This window comes from Saccharopolyspora galaxeae, assembly GCF_016526145.1.
GTDB classification, from domain to species: Bacteria; Actinomycetota; Actinomycetes; order Mycobacteriales; family Pseudonocardiaceae; genus Saccharopolyspora_C; species Saccharopolyspora_C galaxeae.
Map to the genome: position 1 here is coordinate 411,318 of NZ_JADDUE010000005.1, position 20,156 is coordinate 431,473.

The window sequence follows — 20,156 nt, forward strand, 5'->3', positions numbered from 1 at the left end:
GGATGGTTGCTCGTAACGATCGTCACCGTTCAGGATGAGCCGAACGGGCGTGGTACGGCGCACCACCGGAGCAGCCCGCGAGCACCGCCCGCGCGAGACCGCGAGGACGGTTCCACGAGCAGGTGCGGCGCACCGGACCACCGGTGAAGATCCCGCGGCGTACAGGAGCCATGAACCACACCGACGACACCCCGGCCGACCCGCTGGAGCGGGCCCACCTGCTGCGGCGGGTGCACACCGCCGTGCTCTCCGGGCAGCCCGCACCGCGAGCGCCCCGCGCGGTGGTGTCCGAGTCGTGGCAGCGGTCGCTGGCGGCCAGCGTGGATCCGGAACGCTGGGAGCCCCCGGTCACCTTCGGCTCCGACCAGCTCTGCGACGTGCGGGCTGCGCATCCGCTGGCGGAGTGCGTGCCGCTGCTGCGCCGGACGTTGCTGGACGCCGCGGACGGCACCACGCACATCATGATCGTCACCGACGCGGACGGGAACATCCTGTGGCGGGAGGGCCACCGCGACGTCTGCCGCGACGCCGACCGGGTGTGGCTGGCGGAGGGCACCCGGTGGGCGGAGTCGTCGATCGGCACCAACGCGATGGGCACCACGCTCGCGACCGGGCTGCCGGTGCAGATCCACTCCGCCGAACACCTGGTGCGCCGCTACCACTCGTGGACCTGCGCGGCGTCGCCGGTGCACGACCCGGAGACCGGGCGGCTGCTCGGCGCCATCGACCTCAGCGGCCCGTTGCATACGATGCACCCGGCGCTGCCCGCGCTGGTATCGGCGGCCGCGACGCTGGTGGAAAGCGAGCTGCGGGAGCGGATGACGCGCCGCGACGAGCAGCTGCGGGAGCGGAACCTGCACGCGTTGCACGCGTTGCAGGGCGAACCGGCCGCGCTGCTGAGTTCCTCCGGCCGCGTGATCGCCGCCGAGCCCGGTGATCTGGCGCTGCCGGAACGGGTCGAGCTGGACCGGCCGGACGGGGCGCTGCTGCTGTCCGGCCGCGAGGCGCGGATCGAGCCGCTGGACGACGGCTACCTGCTGCGCGCACCGTCACCCGCGTCCAAGACGCGCGCGCCGACGTTGCGGCTCGACTTCCTCACTCCCCGTCCGACCGCGCGGCTGCGCGGCCGCGAAGTCGCGCTGAGCCCCCGCCGCGCGGAGCTGCTGGCCGTGCTGGCGCTGCGCCCGGACGGCGTCAACGCCGAGCAGCTCGCACTGGCGCTGCACGGCGAGCAGGGCAACCCGGTGACCGTGCGCGCGGAGATCCACCGGCTGCGCGCGCAGCTCGGGCACGACGTGGTGGGCACCAAGCCGTACCGGCTCGCCGCCGAGGTCGACGCGGATTTCCTGCGCCTGCGCAAGGCATTGCGCGCAGGCGAGGTCTCGGCCGCGCTCGAGCTGCACGGCCCGCTGCTGCCCGCTTCGGAAGCGCCGCTGATCCACGAGGAGCGCGAAGACCTGATCACCGGCGTGCGCGGTGCGGTGCTGGCCGCGCGGGACGCCGAGGCGCTGTGGCGGCTGGCCGACGCGGAAGTCGGCAAGCACGACATCGAGGTGCACGAGGTGCTGCTCGAAGCGCTGCCGGTGCACGACTGGCGGCGTGCCACGGTGGCCGCGCGGTTGAACCGGCTGCTGGTCGAGTGAATCGCCGAAGGCGTTGCGCCGGGCGGGGCTCGACCGACCCGCGGTCCGCGGTGCTCCCCGCTTATTCGCGCCGTTCAGCGCCGAATCGGGCCGATGGCGAAACCGCCCGCCGCGAACTCAGTCCTGCGCTTCGGCGACCTTCGGCTCCAGCACGCTCCACCAGTCCGCCAGGCTCGGACGTTCTGCCAGGTCCGCGAAGGTGATCTGCACGCCGAGCCTGCGCCACCGCTCCACCAGGCTCATGATCCGCACCGAATCCAGGCCCCAGTCCAGCAGGTTCTCGTCGTCGGCGAGCTCGGAAGGGTCCTCGTAGAGCAGTTCCGCCACGTCGGCCCGCACGTCGTCCAGGGTCAGCTTCGCGCTCATCGGTTCTCCACTCCCGTCACCGCGCTGCCCGCGAGATCCTTGACGAGCCGTTCGGCCGACTCGACCACCGCGCACCGCTTCGCCGCGTAGCGCAGCGCCATCGCGTGCTCCTCCGCGGAGAAGTCCGCGACCGCGTCGGCCACCAGGAACGCCTGCACCTCCTGCTGGAACGCCTCCGCCGCGGTCATCAGGCAGCCGATGTGCGCGTAGATGCCGGTGATCACCAGCTGGTCGCGTCCCCACTCGTGCAGCATCGAACGCAGCTCGGTGCGCTGGAAAGCGCTGTAGCGCCACTTCGTCATCCGCACGTCGCCGGGTTCGGGCGCGAGTTCCTCGATGATGGCTTCCTGCGCGGCGTCGGCCACGCCCGGCCCCCACCACTCCAGCTGCAGCCCGCGCTGCTGCGGGCTCTGCCCGCTGGGCTGGGCGCAGTAGACCACCGGCACCCCGGCCTGGCGCGCCTGCGCGCCCAGTGCGCGGATGTTCGGCACGACCTCGCTGAGCGGTTCGCCTTCCGGCGCGTACGCGCCCACGAAGTGGCGTTCCATGTCGTGCACCAGCAGCACCGCGCGCGCCGGATCCGCTCGCCAATCCACCCGGTTCGGCGGCAGGTCGTCCTGCCGCGGCACGGGATACGGCGCGATCGTCGGCAACCCCACCGGTGATTCCTCCTGTCCTCGCTGCGAAATCCGTTCAGCGCCGCTGGAGTCCGGGGACGAGGTCCCGCTCGATCGCCGCGCGCAGGTCGCGCTTGCTGACCTTGCCGACGCCGGTCTGCGGGAACCGGTCGACGAACTCGACGCGGTCGGGCACCTTGTAGCCGGCCAGCCCGCGCTGCCGGACGAACTTGATCAGCTCCCGCGGTTTCGGCGCTTCCCCGCGCGGCACCACGAAGGCGCAGGTGCGCTCGCCGAGGTACGGGTCCGGCATGGACACCACCGCGGCGTCGTGCACCGACGGGTGCGCCAGCAGGTGGTTCTCCACCTCTTCGGCGGCGACCTTCTCGCCACCGCGGTTGATCTGGTCCTTGGCGCGGCCCTCGACCACGATGTTGCCTTCCGGGGTGAATCGGACGACGTCGCCGGTGCGGTAGAAGCCTTCCGGCGTGAACGCCTTCGCGTTGTGCTCCTCGGCGTCGTAGTAGCCGCGGATGGTGTACGGACCGCGGGTGAGCAGGTGCCCGGTTTCCCCTGCTGCGACGGGGTTGTCGTCGTCATCGACCACCAGGACCTCGTCGTCCGGGGAGATCGGACGGCCCTGCGTGCCGACGATGACCTCTTCCGGATCGTCCAGCCGCGTGTAGTTCACCAAGCCCTCGGCCATGCCGAAGACCTGCTGCAGCGTCGCCCCCAGCACCGGCCGCACCCGGCGCGCGACCTCCTCGCTGCACTTCGCGCCGCCGATCTGCAGCACTCGCAGGCTGGAGAGGTCGTGCTCGGTGTGCTCGGCCGCGTCCAGCCACACCAGCGCCAGCGGCGGCACGGCCGCCACCAGCGTGGCCCGTTCGGTTTCGACGAGCGGGAAGACCTCGTCCGGGCTGGAGCGCCGCGCGAGCACCACCCGGCCTCCCGCGTGCAGCACGCCGAACGTTCCCGGGGAACTCATCGGGAAGTTGTGCGCGATCGGCAGCGCCGCCAGGTACACCGTGTCCGCGGTGACACCGCAGATGTCGTTGCTGGCGCGGAACGAGTACAGGTAGTCGTCGTGGGTACGCGGGATCAGCTTCGGAACACCGGTGCTACCGCCGGACAACTGCAGGAAGGCGATGTCGCCGGGATCCGGTCCGTCCAGTTCGGACGGCTCTGCGTCCACATCAGACAGCGCGGTGAAGCCGGTGTCGCCCGGATCGCCCGCGATGAGCACCCGCCCCAGCCCCGGCACCTTCCCCGCCACCTCGGCGGCCAGCGTGCGGTGGTCGAACCCGGCCTCCACGTCGCAGGTGATGTAGGCAGCGGCGGCGCTGAACTCGCAGAAGTAGGACACCTCGGTCAGCCGGTGCGACGGCAGCGCGAACACCGGCACCGCGCCCAGCCGGAACAGCGCGAAGCACACCTCGAAGAACTCCGCGATGTTCGGCAGCTGCACCACGACGCGGTCCTGCCGGGCAATCCCCAGCTCACGCAACCCGGCAGCCAGCCGGTCCGCGCGCTCGTCGAGCTCGGCGTAGGTGATCCGGCGCCGCTCATCGACGATCGCGACCCGATCGCCGCGCTCGGCCGCGCGGGCGCGCAGCAGCGCGCCGAAGGTCTCCCCGCGCCAGTAACCGGCTCGCCGGTAGCGGCGGGCGAAATCTTCGGGCCAAGTGGGACATCCGGGCAGCATCGTGCATTCCTCTTCGATCATTGGCCAAGAACGGGTGCGACTACAGCGCGCCGGACCACCCCATGGCCGACAACGCGGTGCGGAATTTGGCGGAGGTTTCGGCGAGCTCCTCGGCCGGATCGGAGCCCTCGACGATTCCCGCGCCCGCGTACAGCCGCAGCGCCGCATCTTCGATCTCCGCGCAGCGGATCGTCACGACCCACTCGCCGTCACCGGCCGCGTCGCACCAGCCGACCATCCCGGTGTAGAAGCCGCGCTCGAACGGCTCGGCCTCGGCGATGGCCTGCCGCGCGGGTTCCGGCGGAGTACCGCACACCGCGGGCGTCGGGTGCATCGCCACTGCCAGCTGCAGCGACGAGGTGGCGGGGTCGGCGAGCTCACCGGTCACCTCGGTCGCCAGGTGCCACATCGCGGCCGTGCTGCGCACCGACGGACGCTCCGGGACGACGAGTTCGGTGCAGTACGGGCGCAACGCGTCCGCGACCGCCTCCACGACGGCGGCGTGCTCGCGCAGGTCCTTGTCCGACTCCAGCAGCTCCGCGGCGCGGCGGCGGTCCTCGGCCGGGTCGTCGCTGCGCGGGCGGGAGCCGGCCATCGGGTTCGCCCGCACCTGGGTGCCGTGCCGCGACACCAGCAGCTCCGGGCTCGCGCCCAGCAGCGTGCGCGCGAGTTCGGGCTGCGGGCCGAAGTTGTCCCGCGAACCGTCGGCGCCGCGCCGCGGCAGGTCGACCGCGTAGGTGTAGCCGCCGGGATCGGCGGCGGCCAGGTTGCGCAGCATCCGCGCCGGATCGATTCGGTCCGCAGTGGACAGTTCCAGCGAGCGGGCCAGCACCACCTTGCTCAACTCGGCGCTGCGCAGCCGTTTGAGCACCCGCTCCACCGCCCGCTCGTACTCGCCCGGCGCAGGCACCTGGCGCAGTTCGTAGTCGCCGCCGGCCGATTCCGCCGCCGGGGCCACCACCGCCGACTCGCCCAGCGGTTGCGCGCGGACGACCTCGCTGGGCAGCACCAGGTGCGCGGGCAGATCCCCGTCGAACGGCACCGCACCCACCACGAGCGGATCGCGGCGGCCGAATTCCTCGGCGTGGCGCAGGAAATCCGCCACCCTCCGGGGAAGCCCGGAGCGTCCGTAGGCGCACGTCGTCTTGGGCACCGTGGCGTCCACCCCGCGGGCCAGCATCGAACCGCGCGGAGAGGCGAAGAAGAACGACGAGCCCGCCGCGTACTCCGCGAGCAGTTCGGCCGCGTCCGCGGTGTCCCGGAACATGCCGGTGCCGGTGTCGCTGTCAGTGGTCATGTGAGCCTTCCGTGCGAGGCGTTGCGGAGTGGGCCGGGCGCGCGGTCTCAGGCGCGCAGCGTGGCGCCACCGTCCACGTAGAGGTCGTGCATGGTGATGTGCCCGGCCTGCTCGGAGACCAGGAACACCACCGCCTCCGCGATGTCCTCCGCGGTGGCCAGCTTGCCCAGCGGGATGCCGGTTTTGAACGTTTCCGGCGAGCCGGCGATCACCGCGGCGGCACCCTGCTGGTCCCACAGGGCGTGCTGCATCGGGGTGTCGGTGGAGCCCGGCGAGACCACGTTGCAACGAATGCCGTGCTCGGCCAGCTCCAGGCCGAGGGATTTGGTGAACAGCGTGGCCGCTGCTTTGGACGCGCCGTAGGCGGCCATTCCCTGACGCGGGACGCCCGCCGCGTTGGAACCGACCGTGACGATGGCGCCGCGGCTGCGCGGGATCATCAGCTCTGCGGCCGCGCGGCACATGTGGAACACGCCGTTGGTGTTCACCGCGAAGGTCCGGTGCCAGTCGGCGTCGGAAAGCTCAGCGACCTTGCCGGGGTGCAGCACTCCGGCGACGTTGACCAGGATGTCGACCGGGCCTGCTTCGTCCTCCGCGCGGCGCACCGCGGCCCGTGCCGCGTCGGCATCGGCGACGTCGGCCGGGCAGGCCAGCATCCGGCGCTGCTTGGCTTGCGCGGCCGCGGCGAGCTCGTCGAGCCCTTCCGCGTCGACGTCCACAGCGGCCACGGTGGCCCCCAGCTCGCCCAGCGCGTGGGCGACCGTGGCACCGATCCCGCGGGCGGCTCCGGTCACCACGGCCGTTCGGCCGCTGATGCCAGTTCGGTCCATTGCGTCCTTTCCTCCCACAACGGCGCGCGGTGCGCTGCGGCGATGCCGCGAGCCTGTATGGTTAGGCTAACCTGACCGCTGACCAAACCGGTAGGGGATGACCGTCACATTTGCGATCGCCGCGCAATTTTCCCGTCGAATCGTCGGTGCGTGGCCAGCGGAAGAGGCATGACTCACTGCGGTCGCGGCTTTCGGCGAGCCGGGGCCGATTCGGGAGAAGTCCGCCCGGCGACGCACAGCGCGCGGGGAGATCCGGTGCGTTGATCCACCCGATCAAGCTATGGCGAACGACTGTTCGAGGCCGGATACTCGGGATCATGGATGAGCGAGCAGCAGAACAGCCGAACCCCACCCAGCACCGAGACCCCACCCAGCACCGAGACCCCGCCCAACGCCGGGAGCCCGCCCAGCCCCGGGACCCGGGCTCGGGCCACCTGCAGTCGGACGATTACCGAAGCGCGAGCGGCTGTCGGTTAGCGGCGCAGGGCGCGATCGTTCCGAACCGACCGTGCCGATCTCGGAAATCGACCGTTCCCGCGGTGCAGCGCGGTTCCATGCTTCGGCCTATCGCGGAAGCGACGTGGCTTCGCGGGGCAATGTGGCTTCGCGGGGGAATCGGGAAATCCGGCGATGTGCCGGTTTCCCGGCCGCCGCCTGTGGTGGGCGCTCCCGGCAGGAATTCCCGGGTACCGACGGGCATCGCGGGCCGCGCGCCGCCCGGTAGCGCACGGCGCGGTTTCACGCGGGTGGGACCACACCCCGCACGAAGCCGAGTTCGAGCAGGTCCTGCGGACGCAGCTTGAGCCGGTCGGCCAACTCCGGTGCCTCCTCCGGCGGCCGCTTCAGGATCGCCGCGCTCGATTCCGGGGCGATCACGGCGAAGTAGGCGTCCGCGGTGATCCAGGTGGACTCCGGCGCGGCCAGCGCGAGCGCTCCCCCGGAACCGCCCTCACCGATGACCAGCGTGGTGATCGGCACCCTGGCCTCGGCCACGGCGGTGAACAGCTCCGCGATGGCCGGGCCGACGCCGGTGCGCTCGGCCTCGGCGTCGTTGGCGGCACCGGGGGTGTCCACCAGCGTCAGCACCGGCAGGCCGAGCTGGTCGGCGAGGCGCACCAAGCGCGCGGCGGTCCGGAAACCCGCCGGGTTGTTGGCGGTGCCGTCCTGCGCGGCGTAAGCGACCGGACGCCCGTCGTGTTCGCCGATTCCGCACAACATCCCGGAGTCCGTGCCGCCGGCACGGTCTCCGCTCAACGAGAACCGGGAGGTGAAATACCGGTCGAGGTAGTCCTGCGCATGCGGCCGGTCGGCGGCGCGGGCGCGGCGAACGGCATCCCATCCGGTGCCGGGCTCGGGTCGCCGGGTGATCGGTTCCGGCAGGTCGGCGGGGGCCGGCGGGCGGACCAGGCGTTGCGGGTGCAGCAGCTCCACCAGCCGGGCCAGCACCTGCGGTAGCTCGGTGTCGTCGACGAGCCGGTCGACCTGACCGTCGGTGACCTTGCCCGCGGCGGTGAACGAAGCACTCTTCTCGTCAGGGGTGCGCACCCGGCTGCCGCCGAAGGCAACATCGGCTTCCGGGGAGGCGAGCACGATGTCGGCACCTGCGGCCAGGGACGCCCACATGCCGCCCGTCGTCGGGTTGCGCAGCACGGTGATGTGCGGGATCCGCGCCTGCCGGGTCAGCAGGCAGGCGCGGGCGATCGCCTGCAGCTGTGCGAGCGCGCGGATGCCCTCCTGCATCCGGCTGCCGCCGGATGCGACCAGGGAGATCACCGGCAGACGCAGCTCGCGCGCCCGCTCGAAGGCGTGCACCACGCGGGCTCCAGCGGTCTCCCCGACCGAACCGCCCAGGAAACCGAACTCGAACGCGATCAACACGGCCTGCCCGGCGCCGATGCGTCCCTGTCCGCACAGCACGGATTCGTCGGCGCCGGTGCGTTCGGCCGCGCGGCACCGCTGTTCGTCGTAGCCGGGCCAGCGCAGCGGGCCGTCCGCGGTGGAAACCGCGTCCGGGTTGCTCACATCCGGCGCCATCCGCTCGTCCGGGTCCGCATCCGCAACATGATCGAACGCGGCTGCCGCGGGCTCCGGTCCGCCCGCAGCCGTGCCGGTGTGCGGGACCTCGAACTCCTCGAAGTCCGCGCACAGCGACTCGATCAGGACGCGCACGCCGTTCCCGCGCTGGTCAACCATGCAGGGCCTTCTTCATGATCTTGCCCATCTCGTTGCGTGGCAACGAGTCCACGAACCGCACCTCGCGGGGCCGCTTGTGCGGGGTGAGCAGTCGGGCGACGTGTTCGGTGAGCTCGGCGGCCGTGCCGTCGCGGTCGGTCAACTCGCCTGCGGGCACGACCCAGGCGACGATGCGCTCGCCCAGGTCCGGATCCGGTGCGGCGGCGACCGCGACCTCGGCGACCAGCGAGTGCTCCAGCAGCGCGTTCTCGATCTCGCCGGCGCCGATCTTGTAACCGCCGCTTTTGATGATGTCGGTGGCCTTGCGCCCGACAATGCGCAGGTAGCCGTCGGCCGCCCGGGTTGCGACGTCACCGGTGCGGAACCAGCCGTCCGCGAACGCCTCCGCGGTGGCGTCCGGCCGGTTGAGGTAGCCGGTGAACAGGTTGCTCCCGCGAACCAGGATCTCCCCTACCGTCTCGTCGTCGCTGACTTCGATGTCCCGGCCCGCGTCGTCGACGAGTTTGATCTCCACCCCGTCGAAGGGCAGCCCGACGTAACCGGGTCTGCGGTCACCGGATGCCCGGACCCCGGAATTCATGATCGTTTCGCTCATGCCGTAGCGCTCCACCACGCGCTGCCCGGTCGATCGCGAGATCCGCTCGTGCTCCACGGCGGGCAGCGCGGCCGATCCGGACACCAGCAGTCGCGCCCGGCCGACCGCCTTCGCCAGGTCCGGATCGCGCTCGGCGTCGTCGGCGAGCCGGTGGTACATGGTCGGCACCCCGAACAACATGGTCGCCGACCCGGCCAGTTCATCGGCCGCCGCCTGCGGGGAGAACTTGCCGAGGTGGTGCACGGTGCCGCCGAGCCGCAGCGGTCCCAGCGTGCCGAGGATCAAGCCGTGCACGTGGAACAGCGGCAGCGCGTGCACCAGCACGTCTTCGGCGGTCCACTCCCACGCGTCGGCCAGCGCGTCCAGGTTCGCCCGGATGGCGCGGCGCGGAAGCACCACGCCCTTCGGCGGTCCGGTGGTGCCGGACGTGTAGACGACGAGCGCGGGCGATTCCTCGTCCGGTTTGGGCGGGAGCGCTCCGCTGCCCGGTGCCAGGTCGACCTCGTGCACCGGGATCTGCCGCAGCACCTCGGGCGGTTGGAACCCGGGCGCCGCCAGCAGCAATCCCGGCTCGCTGTCGCCGACGATGTGCTCGAGTTCCCGCTCGCCCACCTTCGGGTTGATCGGCACCACCGCTGCCCCGGCGGCCAGCGCGCCTGCCACGGCCACGCAGGTCTCCAGTTCGGCGGTCGCCCACACCGCGACCCGTTCGGCGCGCCCCACCCGCTCGGCGATGCCGCTCGCGGCCGCGGCCAGCTCCCGGTAGGTCAGCGCGCGGTCACCGAACCGCAACGCCTCCTCGTCGTCCGGGCGCCGCAGCTTCGGGAACAACTCCGTTGCGCGATCCATGGCGTACCTCCGAGCTCCGTTGCAATTTCACCCCAGACCGGGGACGACGAAAATGAGCCAGGCCACTGCCGGGCCCGCGGCGGCGACCGCTGCGCCGTAAACCAGCAGGCGCCGGAAGAACACTTCCCGATCGACGCCCTTCGCGTTGGCCAGCACGATCGCCCCGTTCGTGGAGAAGGGGCTGACGTCGACGAGCGTGGCGCTGACGGCCAGCGCGGTGACCATGCCGACCGCTCCGATCGCCCCGGTCTCCAGGAACGGCACGGCCAGCGGGATCAAGGCACCCATCAGTCCGACCGAACTGGCGAACGCCGAGACGATGCCGCCGATGTAGCACAGCAGCACCGCGGCCAGCAGCGGCAATCCGACCCCGGCCACGGCGTGGCCCACGTAGTCGATCGTGCCCATTTCCTTGAGCACGCCGACGTAGGTCAGCACACCGCAGATCAGCAGCACCGTGGGCCAGGTGACCTCCGCGGGAGCGTTCGCGGCCGCCTTCGGCGACATCACGGTCAGCACCACGGCCACGGTCATCGCCACCAGGCCGGCGTCCAGCTCGAACACCAACGTGCACACCACGAGCGAGACCAGCCCGAGCAACGTCAGCACCCGGTCTCTGGTGAGCCGCATGAACTCGGCCGATTCCTCTTGATCGGGTGCGACCGGCTGGCTGCGCGCCAGCCGCATGCCGCCGAGCACCACGAAGACCACGGCCGCGATCAGCAGGTTCGCCGCGAAGCTGCCGAGGAACAGCACCAGCGGACTGCCGGGCAGCTTGTTGTCGGCGACCACGCCGTTGACGATCACGCCGTACACGCTGATCGGCGAGAACCCGCCTGCCTGCGCTCCGTGCACGACCATCGCGCCCATCAGCAGCGGGTTGATGCCGTGCCGGGCCGCGAGGTTCAGCGCGATGGGCGCGACGATGGCGCACGCGGCCGGGCTGACCGCGCCGATCGCGGTGAGCACCGCACCGACACCGAACATCACCCAGGGAATGACCGCGAGCCGTCCGCCGACCAGCCGCACCGCCCAGTGCACCAGCCAGTCCGTGGTGCCGTTGGCCCGGGCGATCGCGAACAGGTAGGTCACGCCGACCAGCACCACGAAGATGTCGCCGGGGAAGCCGGCGAAGATGTCGTCGTCGGAGAGCCCGCCGGCGAGCTTGCCGACGGCGAACGCGGCGGCGAACGCCAGCACCCCCATGTTCACCGACATCGTCGTGGCCAACGCGAAGCAGGCCACCAGCGCGAAGATCGAGATCAACTCGGGCGACACCGTTGTCTCCCCTCGTCATCCCCGCGACCGCGAGGCCGCGGGGACATTGGTTCACTGGATGGACCACTTTGCGCCTCGGCCCGAACACCGTCAAGGCTGAATTGGTCGACTGGACGAACCTCTGACCGAGATCTCCGGTGCTAATCTGGGCGCTGTCGATCCGTCCGCTGGAGGCCGAAGGTGTCCGACGCGCTGCGCCCGCTGACCCGGCCGAAGCTCTACGAGCAGGTCGTGGTGCGGTTGCGCGAGCACGTCGCCGCTTCCGGGCTGGACGTCGGCGACCGCCTACCGCCGGAACGGGAGCTGGCCGACCGGCTAGGGGTGAGCCGCGCCTCGGTGCGCCAGGCGATCGTCGTCCTGGAAGTCCAGGGCCTCGTCGAGGTGCGCCACGGCGGCGGCACCTACCTGCGCGAGCGCGTGCTGGACAGCGAGCCGGTGGAAGAGCTGGTGGCGCGGCGCCGCAGGTTGCCGGACGTGCTCGACGCCCGGGAGGCGCTGGAGACGAAGCTTGCCGAACTCGCCGCCGAACGCCGCACCGAGCAGGACCTGACCGAGATCGACGCGGCGCTGGCCGACATGCGCGGCCAGGTGGAAGCCGGCGACCTCGGCGGCGACGGGGACCGCCGGTTCCACGCCGCGATCACCGCGGCCGCGCACAGCACGATGCTCGCGGACTTCATGCGCACGATCGCCGACGAGATCGCCGAGAGCCGCCAGGAGTCGCTGCGCCAGCCCAACCGCCCGCCGCAGTCGCTGCGCCAGCACGAGCGCATCGCCGAAGCGATCCGCGCGGGCAACGCCCGCACCGCGGTCACCGCGATGCGCCGCCACCTGCGCACCGTCAGCCGCGTCCGGTTGCTCAGCTGGGATCCGGACGCGGACTGAAACCGCGGCGAATCCCCCATCGCGGACACCCTCCGCCGAGCCTGGCCTGCCGCGATGGCACCGGGAACGGTGCGGTTAGGCTTCGTCTCGCCGTCCCGACCGCAGTGGAGCAATCCTTGATCCCCGCCCGCCCCCGGCCCGCAGGCCCCCAATGATCGGCTGGCTGCTGGCCACGGCGGGCACCGCCCTGCTGGGCAGCGTTTTCCCGCTGGCCAACATCGAGCTCTACCTGGTCGGTGTGCTCAGCACCGTCGAAGGCTTGAACTGGTGGGCGCTGGGCCTGGCCGCGGCGGTCGGGCAGATGCTGGGCAAGACGCTGTTCTTCTTGGCCGGTCGCGGCGGTTTCTCGCTCGGCAGGCGCCTCGGCAGGATGACCGAGGCCCGCGAGGGCGGCCGCTGGGCCGCTCTGCTGGAGAAGTTCCACTCCCGCACCGAGCAACACCCGTGGTGGGGGCTGGGCGTCCTGTTCGTCAGCGCGGTGCTGAGCTTTCCGCCGTTCACCGTGCTGTGCTTCCTGTCCGGCGCCGCCGGCCTGCCCCTGCTCGGTTTCCTCGCGGTGAGCCTCACCGGCCGCGCGATCCACTTCCTGATCGTCGCAGGCGCCCCCGAAGTGGTGCACCAGCTGCCGTTCTTCGGCTGAGCGCATAACGACCTCCGGGCGAGGGCACCCGCTGAGGGCAGGTTCCGGCCACCCGGAGGTAGGTAATGGCTTCCCACCACGGCGACAAGCAGGAGCAGCTCGACGGCGTCCGCAAGGACGTCGAAGACACCTACTTGACCACCCAGCAAGGCGTGCGAGTCGACCACACCGACGACTCGCTGACCGTCGGCGAGCGCGGTCCGACGTTGCTGGAGGACTTCCACGCGCGCGAGAAGATCACCCACTTCGACCACGAACGCATCCCGGAGCGGGTGGTGCACGCGCGCGGCGCGGGCGCCTACGGCTACTTCCAGCCCTACGACGGCTGGCTGGCGGACTACACGGTGGCGAAGTTCTTGACCGACCCGCAGGAGCAGACGCCGGTGTTCATCCGGTTCTCCACCGTCGCGGGTTCGCGGGGTTCCGCGGACACCGTCCGGGACGTGCGCGGTTTCGCGACCAAGTTCTACACCAGCCAGGGCAACTACGACCTGGTCGGCAACAACATGCCGGTGTTCTTCATCCACGACGGGATCAAGTTCCCCGACTTCGTGCACGCGGTGAAACCGGAGCCGGACAACGAGATCCCGCAGGCGCAGTCCGCGCACGACACGCTGTGGGACTTCGTTTCGCTGCAACCGGAAACGCTGCACATGATGATGTGGCTGATGTCGGATCGGGCGATCCCGCGCAGCTACCGGATGATGCAGGGCTTCGGCGTGCACACGTTCCGCCTGGTCGATGCGCAGGGCAGGGGCACCTTCGTGAAGTTCCACTGGAAGCCGATGCTCGGCACGCACTCGCTGGTCTGGGACGAGTGCCAGAAGGCGGGCGGCAAGGACCCGGATTTCAACCGCCGGGACCTGTGGGAGGCCATCGAGACCGGCCAATACCCGGAGTGGGAACTGGGCGTGCAGCTGGTCGACGAATCCTCCGAACACGACTTCGACTTCGACCTGCTGGACGCCACCAAGATCATCCCCGAGGAGGAGGTCCCGGTGCGTCCGGTGGGCAAGCTGGTGCTCAACCGCAACCCGGACAACTTCTTCGCCGAAACCGAGCAGGTCGCGTTCCACACCGCCAACGTGGTCCCGGGCATCGACTTCACCAACGACCCGCTGCTGCAGGCCCGCAACTTCTCCTACCTGGACACCCAGCTGATCCGGCTGGGCGGGCCGAACTTCGCGCACATCCCGGTGAACCGGCCGGTCGCCGAGGTCAGCAACAACCAGCGCGACGGCTTCCAGCAGCAGCGGATCCACCGGGGCCGCACCAGCTACACCAAGAACAGCCTCAGCGGCGGCTGCCCGGTGATCGCCGGGACCGACGAGGGAGCGTTCCACCACTACCAGGAGAAGGTGGAAGGCCAGAAGATCCGCAAGCGCAGCGAGAGCTTCAAGGACTACTACAGCCAGGCCACCCTGTTCTGGAACAGCATGGCGTCCTGGGAGAAGGCGCACATCATCGCCGCGTTCCGGTTCGAGCTGGGCAAGGTCGACCACCACCACGTGCGGGAGGCCGCGGTCGAGCAGCTCAACCACGTCGACCACGAGCTTGCCGTGCAGGTCGCCGAGGGCATCGGCGTCACGCCGCCGGAGTCCGCGGTCACCACCAACCACGGCCGCAGCTCCCCGGCGCTGAGCCAGTCGAACTCGGTGACCGGCACGATCGCCACCCGCAAGGTGGCCGTGCTCGTCGGCGACGGGGTCGACCCGACCGAGGTCGACCAGATCCGCCGCGGGTTGTCCGAACGCGGCGCGGTCGCCGAGGTGCTCGGGTTGCGGGACGGCACGGCGCGCGGCTCGGACGGCGACGATGTCCGCGTGGACCGCGCGATCAGCACGATGGCCTCGGTGGTCTACGACGCGGTGATCGTGCCGGGCGGTTCGGAAAGCGCGCGGGCGCTGTCGGCGGACGGCTACGCGGTGCACTTCGTCGCCGAGGCGTACAAGCACGCCAAACCGGTCGCGGCCAGCGATGAGGGGCTGGCCGTGCTGCAGCGTGCGGGCATCAACGACGTCCGGCAGGCCGGTGCGAGCGGCGGCGACGGCGTGGTCGCCGACCGGGGCGTCGTCACCGCCGCCGCGACCGGTGGCGCGCTGCCGGAGGGGTTCCTGGCGGAGTTCGCCAACGCGCTCGCCGGTCACCGGGTGTGGGATCGGGACACCGATTCCGTCGCGGCGTGAGACGGCGGGGCCGCTTCGGCGGCCCCGCCCCGTCAACCCCTTCCCGAATACTGGGCGCGCAGAATCGCGTGATCGTCGGCGATTCCGTGATTCGGCGCACCGCACCGCCGTGCCGCACTTTTCCCGCCGCCCCGGCACCGCCACCTGGAGCAAGCCCGTGCGCAGCGACGATGTCCGACCGGAGGATCCGGTGCAATTGGCCGGCGCGTCGATGTTCCGTTTCTCGCGGTCCGATACCGAAACAGTTACGCCGAGCCTGGAAATTCGCCATCGCGTTGGCGATCTCCTACGGTGCTAGCCCGTGAGTCTTCTCCGAACACTTCCCGTCGACGACGTGCTGACGCGCACCCAGCGCAGCGGCCTCGTGCGACGGCTGACCGGCCGGGACCTGGTCGGTTTCGGCATCGGCATCATCATCGGCACCGGCGTGTTCACCCTCGCCGGGATCGAGGCGAAGGACCACGCCGGACCGGCCGTGGTGCTGTCCTTCGTGATCGGCGGCGTGGTCGCCGCGCTGGCGGCGCTCTGTTACGCGGAGCTGGCTTCGGCGGTGCCGACAGCGGGCAGCGCCTACACCTACGCCTACTCCACGCTGGGCGAGATCTTCGCCTGGATCATCGGCTGGGACCTGCTGCTGGAGTTCGCGCTGGGCTCGGCGGTGGTATCGCGGAGCTGGTCGGGCTACATCGCCAGCCTGCTCGGGCTGCCGCAGGAATGGTTCGGCGAGGACGCCACCGTCAACCTCGGCGCCATCCTGATCATCGCGGTGCTCACCGTGGTGGCGGTTTCCGGCATCCGGGAGTCCTCCTGGGTGACCAACGCACTGGTCGTGATCAAGGTCGCGGTGTGCGTGCTGGTCATCGTGGCCGGGCTGTTCTTCTTCACCGGCGCCAACCTGACACCGTTCGTACCGCCCGCGGAGCTGAGCACATCGGGCGGCAGCGTGCTGGAGCAACCGCTGGTGTCCGCGCTGCTGGGCATGGAGCAGTCGAAGTACGGCTTCGGCGGGGTGCTCACCGCCGCGGCGATCGTGTTCTTCGCCTACACCGGGTTCGAGGCGCTGGCCAACCTCGGCGAGGAGACCAAGCGCCCGCGGCGCGACCTGCCGACCGGGCTGCTCGGCAGCCTGCTGATCTGCACGGGGCTGTACGTCGCGGTGGCGCTGGTGCTCACCGCGATGGTGCCGTATTCGCAGATCGACGAAGGCGCGCCGCTGGCCGCCGCGTTCCACCTGGTCGGTTCGCACTGGGTGGCCGCGCTGATCTCGCTCGGCGCCGTGACCGGGCTGACCTCGGTGATGATGGTGCAGCTGGTGACCATCGGGCGGATCGGCTTCGCGATGAGCCGGGACGGCCTGCTGCCGCCGAAGCTGTCCCAGGTGCACCCGAAGTGGGGCACGCCGCACCGGATGACCATCGGCGGCGCGATCGTGATCATGCTGCTGGGCGGGTTCGTGCCGATCTCCGAGCTCTCCGACATGGTCAGCATCGGCGCGCTGTCCGGGTTCATCATCGTCGCGATCGCGGTTCCGGTGCTGCGCTCGCGCAAACCGGACCTGCAGCGCCCGTTCCGCGTTCCGCTCTCCCCGGTGCTGCCGGTGCTGACCGCCGTCGCCTGCCTGTACCTGATGTCGAACCTGGACGTGCTGACCTGGCTGCGGTTCGCGGCCTGGCTCGCGGTGGGACTGGTGCTGTACCTGCTCTACGGCTACCGCAAGTCGCGGCTGGGCAAGGGGGAGCCGGTCACCGGCGGCGACGTGTGACCACGAGCTGCTCGGCGACCGCGATCAGCAGCGCCAGCGCGACGAATCCGACCGCCACCAGCAACCCGGTGGAGATCGCGGCGTCCCAACCGCCTTCGGTGACCGAAGAGAAGAACAGCCCGGAGGCGGTTGCGGTGCCGATCGCGGTGCCCAGCCGCTGTCCGGTCTGCTGCACACCGGCCGCGGTCCCGCCGCTGGCGCTGTCGACCTCGGAGAGCGTGACGGTCTGGTTCGGCGAGATCACGGCACCGCTGCCGATCCCGGCCAGCAGCAGGGCGGGCGCGGCCACCGCGCCCGCCATCCGGCCGAATCCGGCGCCGAGCAGCACGTCGGTCAGAACCAGCCCGGCCAGTGCCGCGACCAGGCCCAGCACGACCAGCGACCGGCCGAAGCGGTGCACGAGGCGGCCGCTGGCCGCCGACGACACGGCCGACCCGATGGCGAACGGGGTCATCGACAGCCCCGCCAGCAGCGGCGAGTACCCCAGCCCGTGCTGCAGGTACAGCGCCAGCACGAAGAAGATGCTGGTGAACCCGGCGAAGTACACCATCCCGAGGGCGCTGCCGAAGCTGTAGCTGCCGATGCCGAACAGCCGGATGTCGACCAACGGCTGGCGGCCCCGGTCCCGGTAACGACGCTCCCAAAGCACGAACAGCACCAGCAGCACCGGCGCGGCCAGCATGAACCACCACGGCGTCCCGCTGCTGCTCTCCCGCTCGACCAGCGGCAGCAGCACCGACAGCAGGGTGGCCGCCAGCAGCAGCACGCCGATCAGGTCGAGGCTTTGCGCCGGTCCGCTCGGCAAGTCCCGCGGCAGGTACTTCCGCGCGAACACCAGCGCCGCCAGCCCGATCGGCACGTTCACGAAGAACACCCAGCGCCAGCCGTCCTCGGCGCCCGCGACCTCGATGATCAGCCCGCCCAGCAGCGGGCCGATCGCGGTGGACAGCCCCACCACGGCGCCGAACAACCCGAACGCCTTGCCCCGCTCGGGACCGTGGAACAGCGCCTGGATCAGCCCGAGGATCTGCGGGTTCAGCATCCCGCCCGCGGCGCCCTGCACCAGCCGCGCGATCACCAGCCACAGCGGCCCTGTGGCGAACCCGGCGATAGCGCTAGCGGCGGTGAACAGCAGCAACGCGAGCACGAACATGCGGCTGCGGCCGCGGTCGTCGCCGAGCCGCCCGGACGGCACCAGCACCAGCCCGAAGGTCAGCGCGTAACCGGACACCACCCAGGCCAGCGCGATCGGCGGCGCCTGCAGTCCCTGCTGCATCGACGGCAGCGCGACGTTGACGATGCTGACGTCGAGCAGCGTCATGAATCCGGCCAGCAGGCAGATCACCAATGCCGGCCAGCGGTGCGCCGGCTGCTCGGTGCTGATGGTGCTCGTAGTCGTCACCCCCACATCCTGCCGGTCGTGCTGAAAGATGTTCGCGTTCAGGGCGCCCTGGGTCGACGCGGCCGTGCTCCAGCACACCGGAACCCGCCGCGACGCGCTTGGTAGCGTCCGAGCCCGTGCAGGAGCTGGCGGAGCTGGAGGCGTTGCGCGGCCGGGTGCGCGAGGTCCTCGCCGGCTACCCGGAAAGCCACCGCGCGTTCGCCGACCGCATCGGGCTGGACGCCACCAAGCTCTCCAAGTCGCTGACCGGCATCCGCCGGTTCACCCCGGTCGAGCTGACGCGCATCGCCGAAGTCGGCCAGGTCACGGTGAACTGGCTGATCAACGGCCGGGACGACGCCGAGACCGTCGCCGCTGCCCCGCGCCGCACCGCACGTCCACCGGAGCACCCCGGCGGCGACCGCTATCGGCAGATCCTGGACGCCGCGTGGGAGCTGATCGCCGAGCGCGGCTACCACTCGGTGCGCGTCGCCGACATCGCCGAGGCGTGCGGGGTCAGCGCGGCGACCATCCACTACCACTTCCCCGGCCGCGACGACCTGCTCACCGAGGCGCTGCGGCATTCGGTGCGGCAGGCGTTCGACCGCCAGGTCGCCGAACTGCACCGGATCGACGACGCCCGCGAACGGTTGCTGCGGCTGGTCGAGCTGCAATTGCCCGCATCCGCCCCGTTGCGCCGCGAGTGGTCGATCTGGCTGCAGGTGTGGAACGAGAGCGCGCTGCGCCCCGAGCTGCGCGGGCTGCACGGCGACTCCTACACCCGCTGGCACGACACGATCGCCCGCACCATCCGCGAAGGCCAGCAGCAGGGCGTGTTCGCCCCGGGCGATGCCGAGGACCTGGCGGTGCGGCTGACCGCGCTCATCGACGGGCTCGGCATCGGCGTGCTGACCGGGCGCCCGGGGCGTTCGGTCGACCGGATGCGCGGGGTGTTGCGCGAGTTCATCGAGCGGGACGTGGCAGCCGGTCGTGATCACCCGTAGTGGTCCGCGGATCGCCTGTTTGCGCGGTTGAGCCGTTGTGGTCGCTGCAATAGTTTGCGGGAGCGACCGCCCACGGAGGTGATCACGTGCCGGAGGACGACGAAGTACTGGTCGAGCACCACGACGCGGTGCTGCTGCTGACGTTCAACCGCCCGGAAAGCCTCAACGCCTGGACCCCGTCCATGCAGCGGCGGTACTTCGAACTGCTGGACAAGGCCGAGCACGACCCGGCGGTGCGCGCGGTGGTGGTCACCGGCTCCGGCCGCGGCTTCTGCGCGGGCACCGACCTGTCCGCGCTGTCCGGCGCGCCGGAGGTGGACGACGACGTGCCGCCGGTGTCGCAGCCGATCCGGATGCGCAAACCGGTGATCGCTGCGATCAACGGTCCGGTCGCGGGCATCGGGTTGATCGCCGCGCTGTTCGCCGACGTGCGGTTCGCCGCGGCGGAAGCGAAGTTCACCACCGCGTTCAGCCGCCGCGGGCTGGTCGCCGAGCACGGCATCTCGTGGATCCTGCCGAAGCTCGTGGGGGCCGGAACGGCGCTGGACCTGATGCTCTCGGCGCGCACCTTCCTCGGCGACGAGGCGCACCGGATCGGCTTGGCCGACCGCGTCATGCCCGCCGCCGAGGTGCTGCCCGCGGCGTTGGAGTACGCGCGCACGCTGGCCACCGAGTGCTCCCCTGCCTCGCTCGCCGAGATCAAGCAGCAGATCTACGCCGGCCTGGACAGCGGGTTGGAGACGGCGACCGCGGATGCGCACAGCCGGATGATCGCCGCGTTCGACCGCCCCGACGTGCGGGAAGGGGTGCGCAGCTTCCGCGAGGGCAGGCCCCCGGACTTCCCGCCGCTGAGCGGCTGAGCCGCAGTCACCGCCACGCTCAACGGTTCTGCCCGGGCCCCTTCGGCGACTCCGCCGCGGGACCG

General features: G+C 71.1%; 16 protein-coding genes. 7 read left to right on the forward strand and 9 right to left on the reverse strand.

The genetic code is table 11. The features are described 5' to 3' along the window. Positions 1-170: 170 nt before the first annotated feature. Positions 171-1,643, forward strand: a complete 1,473-nt coding sequence (locus INP57_RS14650) for a GAF domain-containing protein (RefSeq protein WP_200070740.1) — start codon at positions 171-173, stop codon at positions 1,641-1,643. Positions 1,644-1,760: 117 nt separating this feature from the next. Here INP57_RS14650 and INP57_RS14655 read toward each other — a convergent pair whose 3' ends face one another. From INP57_RS14655 to INP57_RS14690, 8 genes are all read right to left on the reverse strand, one after another. Continuing rightward, positions 1,761-2,009 (reverse strand): phosphopantetheine-binding protein, encoded by a 249-nt coding sequence (locus tag INP57_RS14655; RefSeq protein ID WP_200070741.1) that lies wholly within the window; start codon positions 2,007-2,009, stop codon positions 1,761-1,763. Next, the gene (locus tag INP57_RS14660) at positions 2,006-2,668 is read right to left on the reverse strand and encodes an isochorismatase family protein (RefSeq protein ID WP_200070742.1); all 663 of its coding nucleotides are present in this window, start codon (positions 2,666-2,668) and stop codon (positions 2,006-2,008) included. Before INP57_RS14660 ends, INP57_RS14655 begins: the two co-directional genes overlap by 4 nt. Before the next feature lie 34 nt (positions 2,669-2,702). Continuing rightward, complete coding sequence (locus tag INP57_RS14665) at positions 2,703-4,352, reverse strand: (2,3-dihydroxybenzoyl)adenylate synthase (RefSeq protein WP_200070743.1); 1,650 nt, start codon at positions 4,350-4,352, stop codon at positions 2,703-2,705. A gap of 19 nt (positions 4,353-4,371) precedes the next feature. Then, complete coding sequence (gene dhbC, locus INP57_RS14670) at positions 4,372-5,628, reverse strand: isochorismate synthase DhbC (protein ID WP_233627531.1); 1,257 nt, start codon at positions 5,626-5,628, stop codon at positions 4,372-4,374. A 47-nt stretch (positions 5,629-5,675) separates the two neighbouring features. Next, positions 5,676-6,458: a 2,3-dihydro-2,3-dihydroxybenzoate dehydrogenase gene (locus tag INP57_RS14675; protein ID WP_200070744.1), complete on the reverse strand. Its 783-nt coding sequence runs from the start codon at positions 6,456-6,458 to the stop codon at positions 5,676-5,678. Between the two features lie 738 nt (positions 6,459-7,196). Continuing rightward, a complete protein-coding gene (locus INP57_RS14680; RefSeq protein WP_200070817.1) occupies positions 7,197-8,492 on the reverse strand; it encodes a carboxyl transferase domain-containing protein in 1,296 nt (431 codons plus the stop codon). 151 nt (positions 8,493-8,643) lie between these two features. Beyond that, positions 8,644-10,095 (reverse strand): acyl-CoA synthetase, encoded by a 1,452-nt coding sequence (locus tag INP57_RS14685; protein WP_200070745.1) that lies wholly within the window; start codon positions 10,093-10,095, stop codon positions 8,644-8,646. A gap of 27 nt (positions 10,096-10,122) precedes the next feature. Continuing rightward, positions 10,123-11,373 (reverse strand): SLC13 family permease, encoded by a 1,251-nt coding sequence (locus INP57_RS14690; RefSeq protein WP_200070746.1) that lies wholly within the window; start codon positions 11,371-11,373, stop codon positions 10,123-10,125. 180 nt (positions 11,374-11,553) lie between these two features. On the opposite strand from INP57_RS14690, the gene INP57_RS14695 reads away from it, so the two are divergent. The 4 genes from INP57_RS14695 to INP57_RS14710 all read left to right on the forward strand — a co-directional run bounded on the left by INP57_RS14695 (position 11,554) and on the right by INP57_RS14710 (position 16,846). Beyond that, positions 11,554-12,258, forward strand: coding sequence for a FadR/GntR family transcriptional regulator (locus tag INP57_RS14695; protein WP_200070747.1), 705 nt, complete (start codon positions 11,554-11,556; stop codon positions 12,256-12,258). A gap of 151 nt (positions 12,259-12,409) precedes the next feature. Continuing rightward, on the forward strand, positions 12,410-12,898 hold the full coding sequence (locus tag INP57_RS14700; RefSeq protein WP_200070748.1) for a VTT domain-containing protein: 489 nt from the start codon (positions 12,410-12,412) through the stop codon (positions 12,896-12,898). Between the two features lie 65 nt (positions 12,899-12,963). Next, the gene (locus tag INP57_RS14705; RefSeq protein ID WP_200070749.1) at positions 12,964-15,084 is read left to right on the forward strand and encodes a catalase; all 2,121 of its coding nucleotides are present in this window, start codon (positions 12,964-12,966) and stop codon (positions 15,082-15,084) included. Between the two features lie 301 nt (positions 15,085-15,385). Further along, positions 15,386-16,846: an APC family permease gene (locus INP57_RS14710; protein WP_200070750.1), complete on the forward strand. Its 1,461-nt coding sequence runs from the start codon at positions 15,386-15,388 to the stop codon at positions 16,844-16,846. Here the strand turns inward: INP57_RS14710 and INP57_RS14715 are convergent. Then, positions 16,827-18,248 (reverse strand): MFS transporter, encoded by a 1,422-nt coding sequence (locus INP57_RS14715; protein ID WP_307850085.1) that lies wholly within the window; start codon positions 18,246-18,248, stop codon positions 16,827-16,829. The genes INP57_RS14710 and INP57_RS14715 overlap by 20 nt on opposite strands. A 125-nt stretch (positions 18,249-18,373) precedes the next feature. Between INP57_RS14715 and INP57_RS14720 the strand changes: the two genes are divergently transcribed. Next, the gene (locus INP57_RS14720; protein ID WP_200070819.1) at positions 18,374-19,231 is read left to right on the forward strand and encodes a TetR family transcriptional regulator C-terminal domain-containing protein; all 858 of its coding nucleotides are present in this window, start codon (positions 18,374-18,376) and stop codon (positions 19,229-19,231) included. A gap of 86 nt (positions 19,232-19,317) precedes the next feature. Then, positions 19,318-20,091: an enoyl-CoA hydratase-related protein gene (locus INP57_RS14725; protein WP_200070751.1), complete on the forward strand. Its 774-nt coding sequence runs from the start codon at positions 19,318-19,320 to the stop codon at positions 20,089-20,091. The last annotated feature ends 65 nt before the right edge of the window (positions 20,092-20,156 follow it).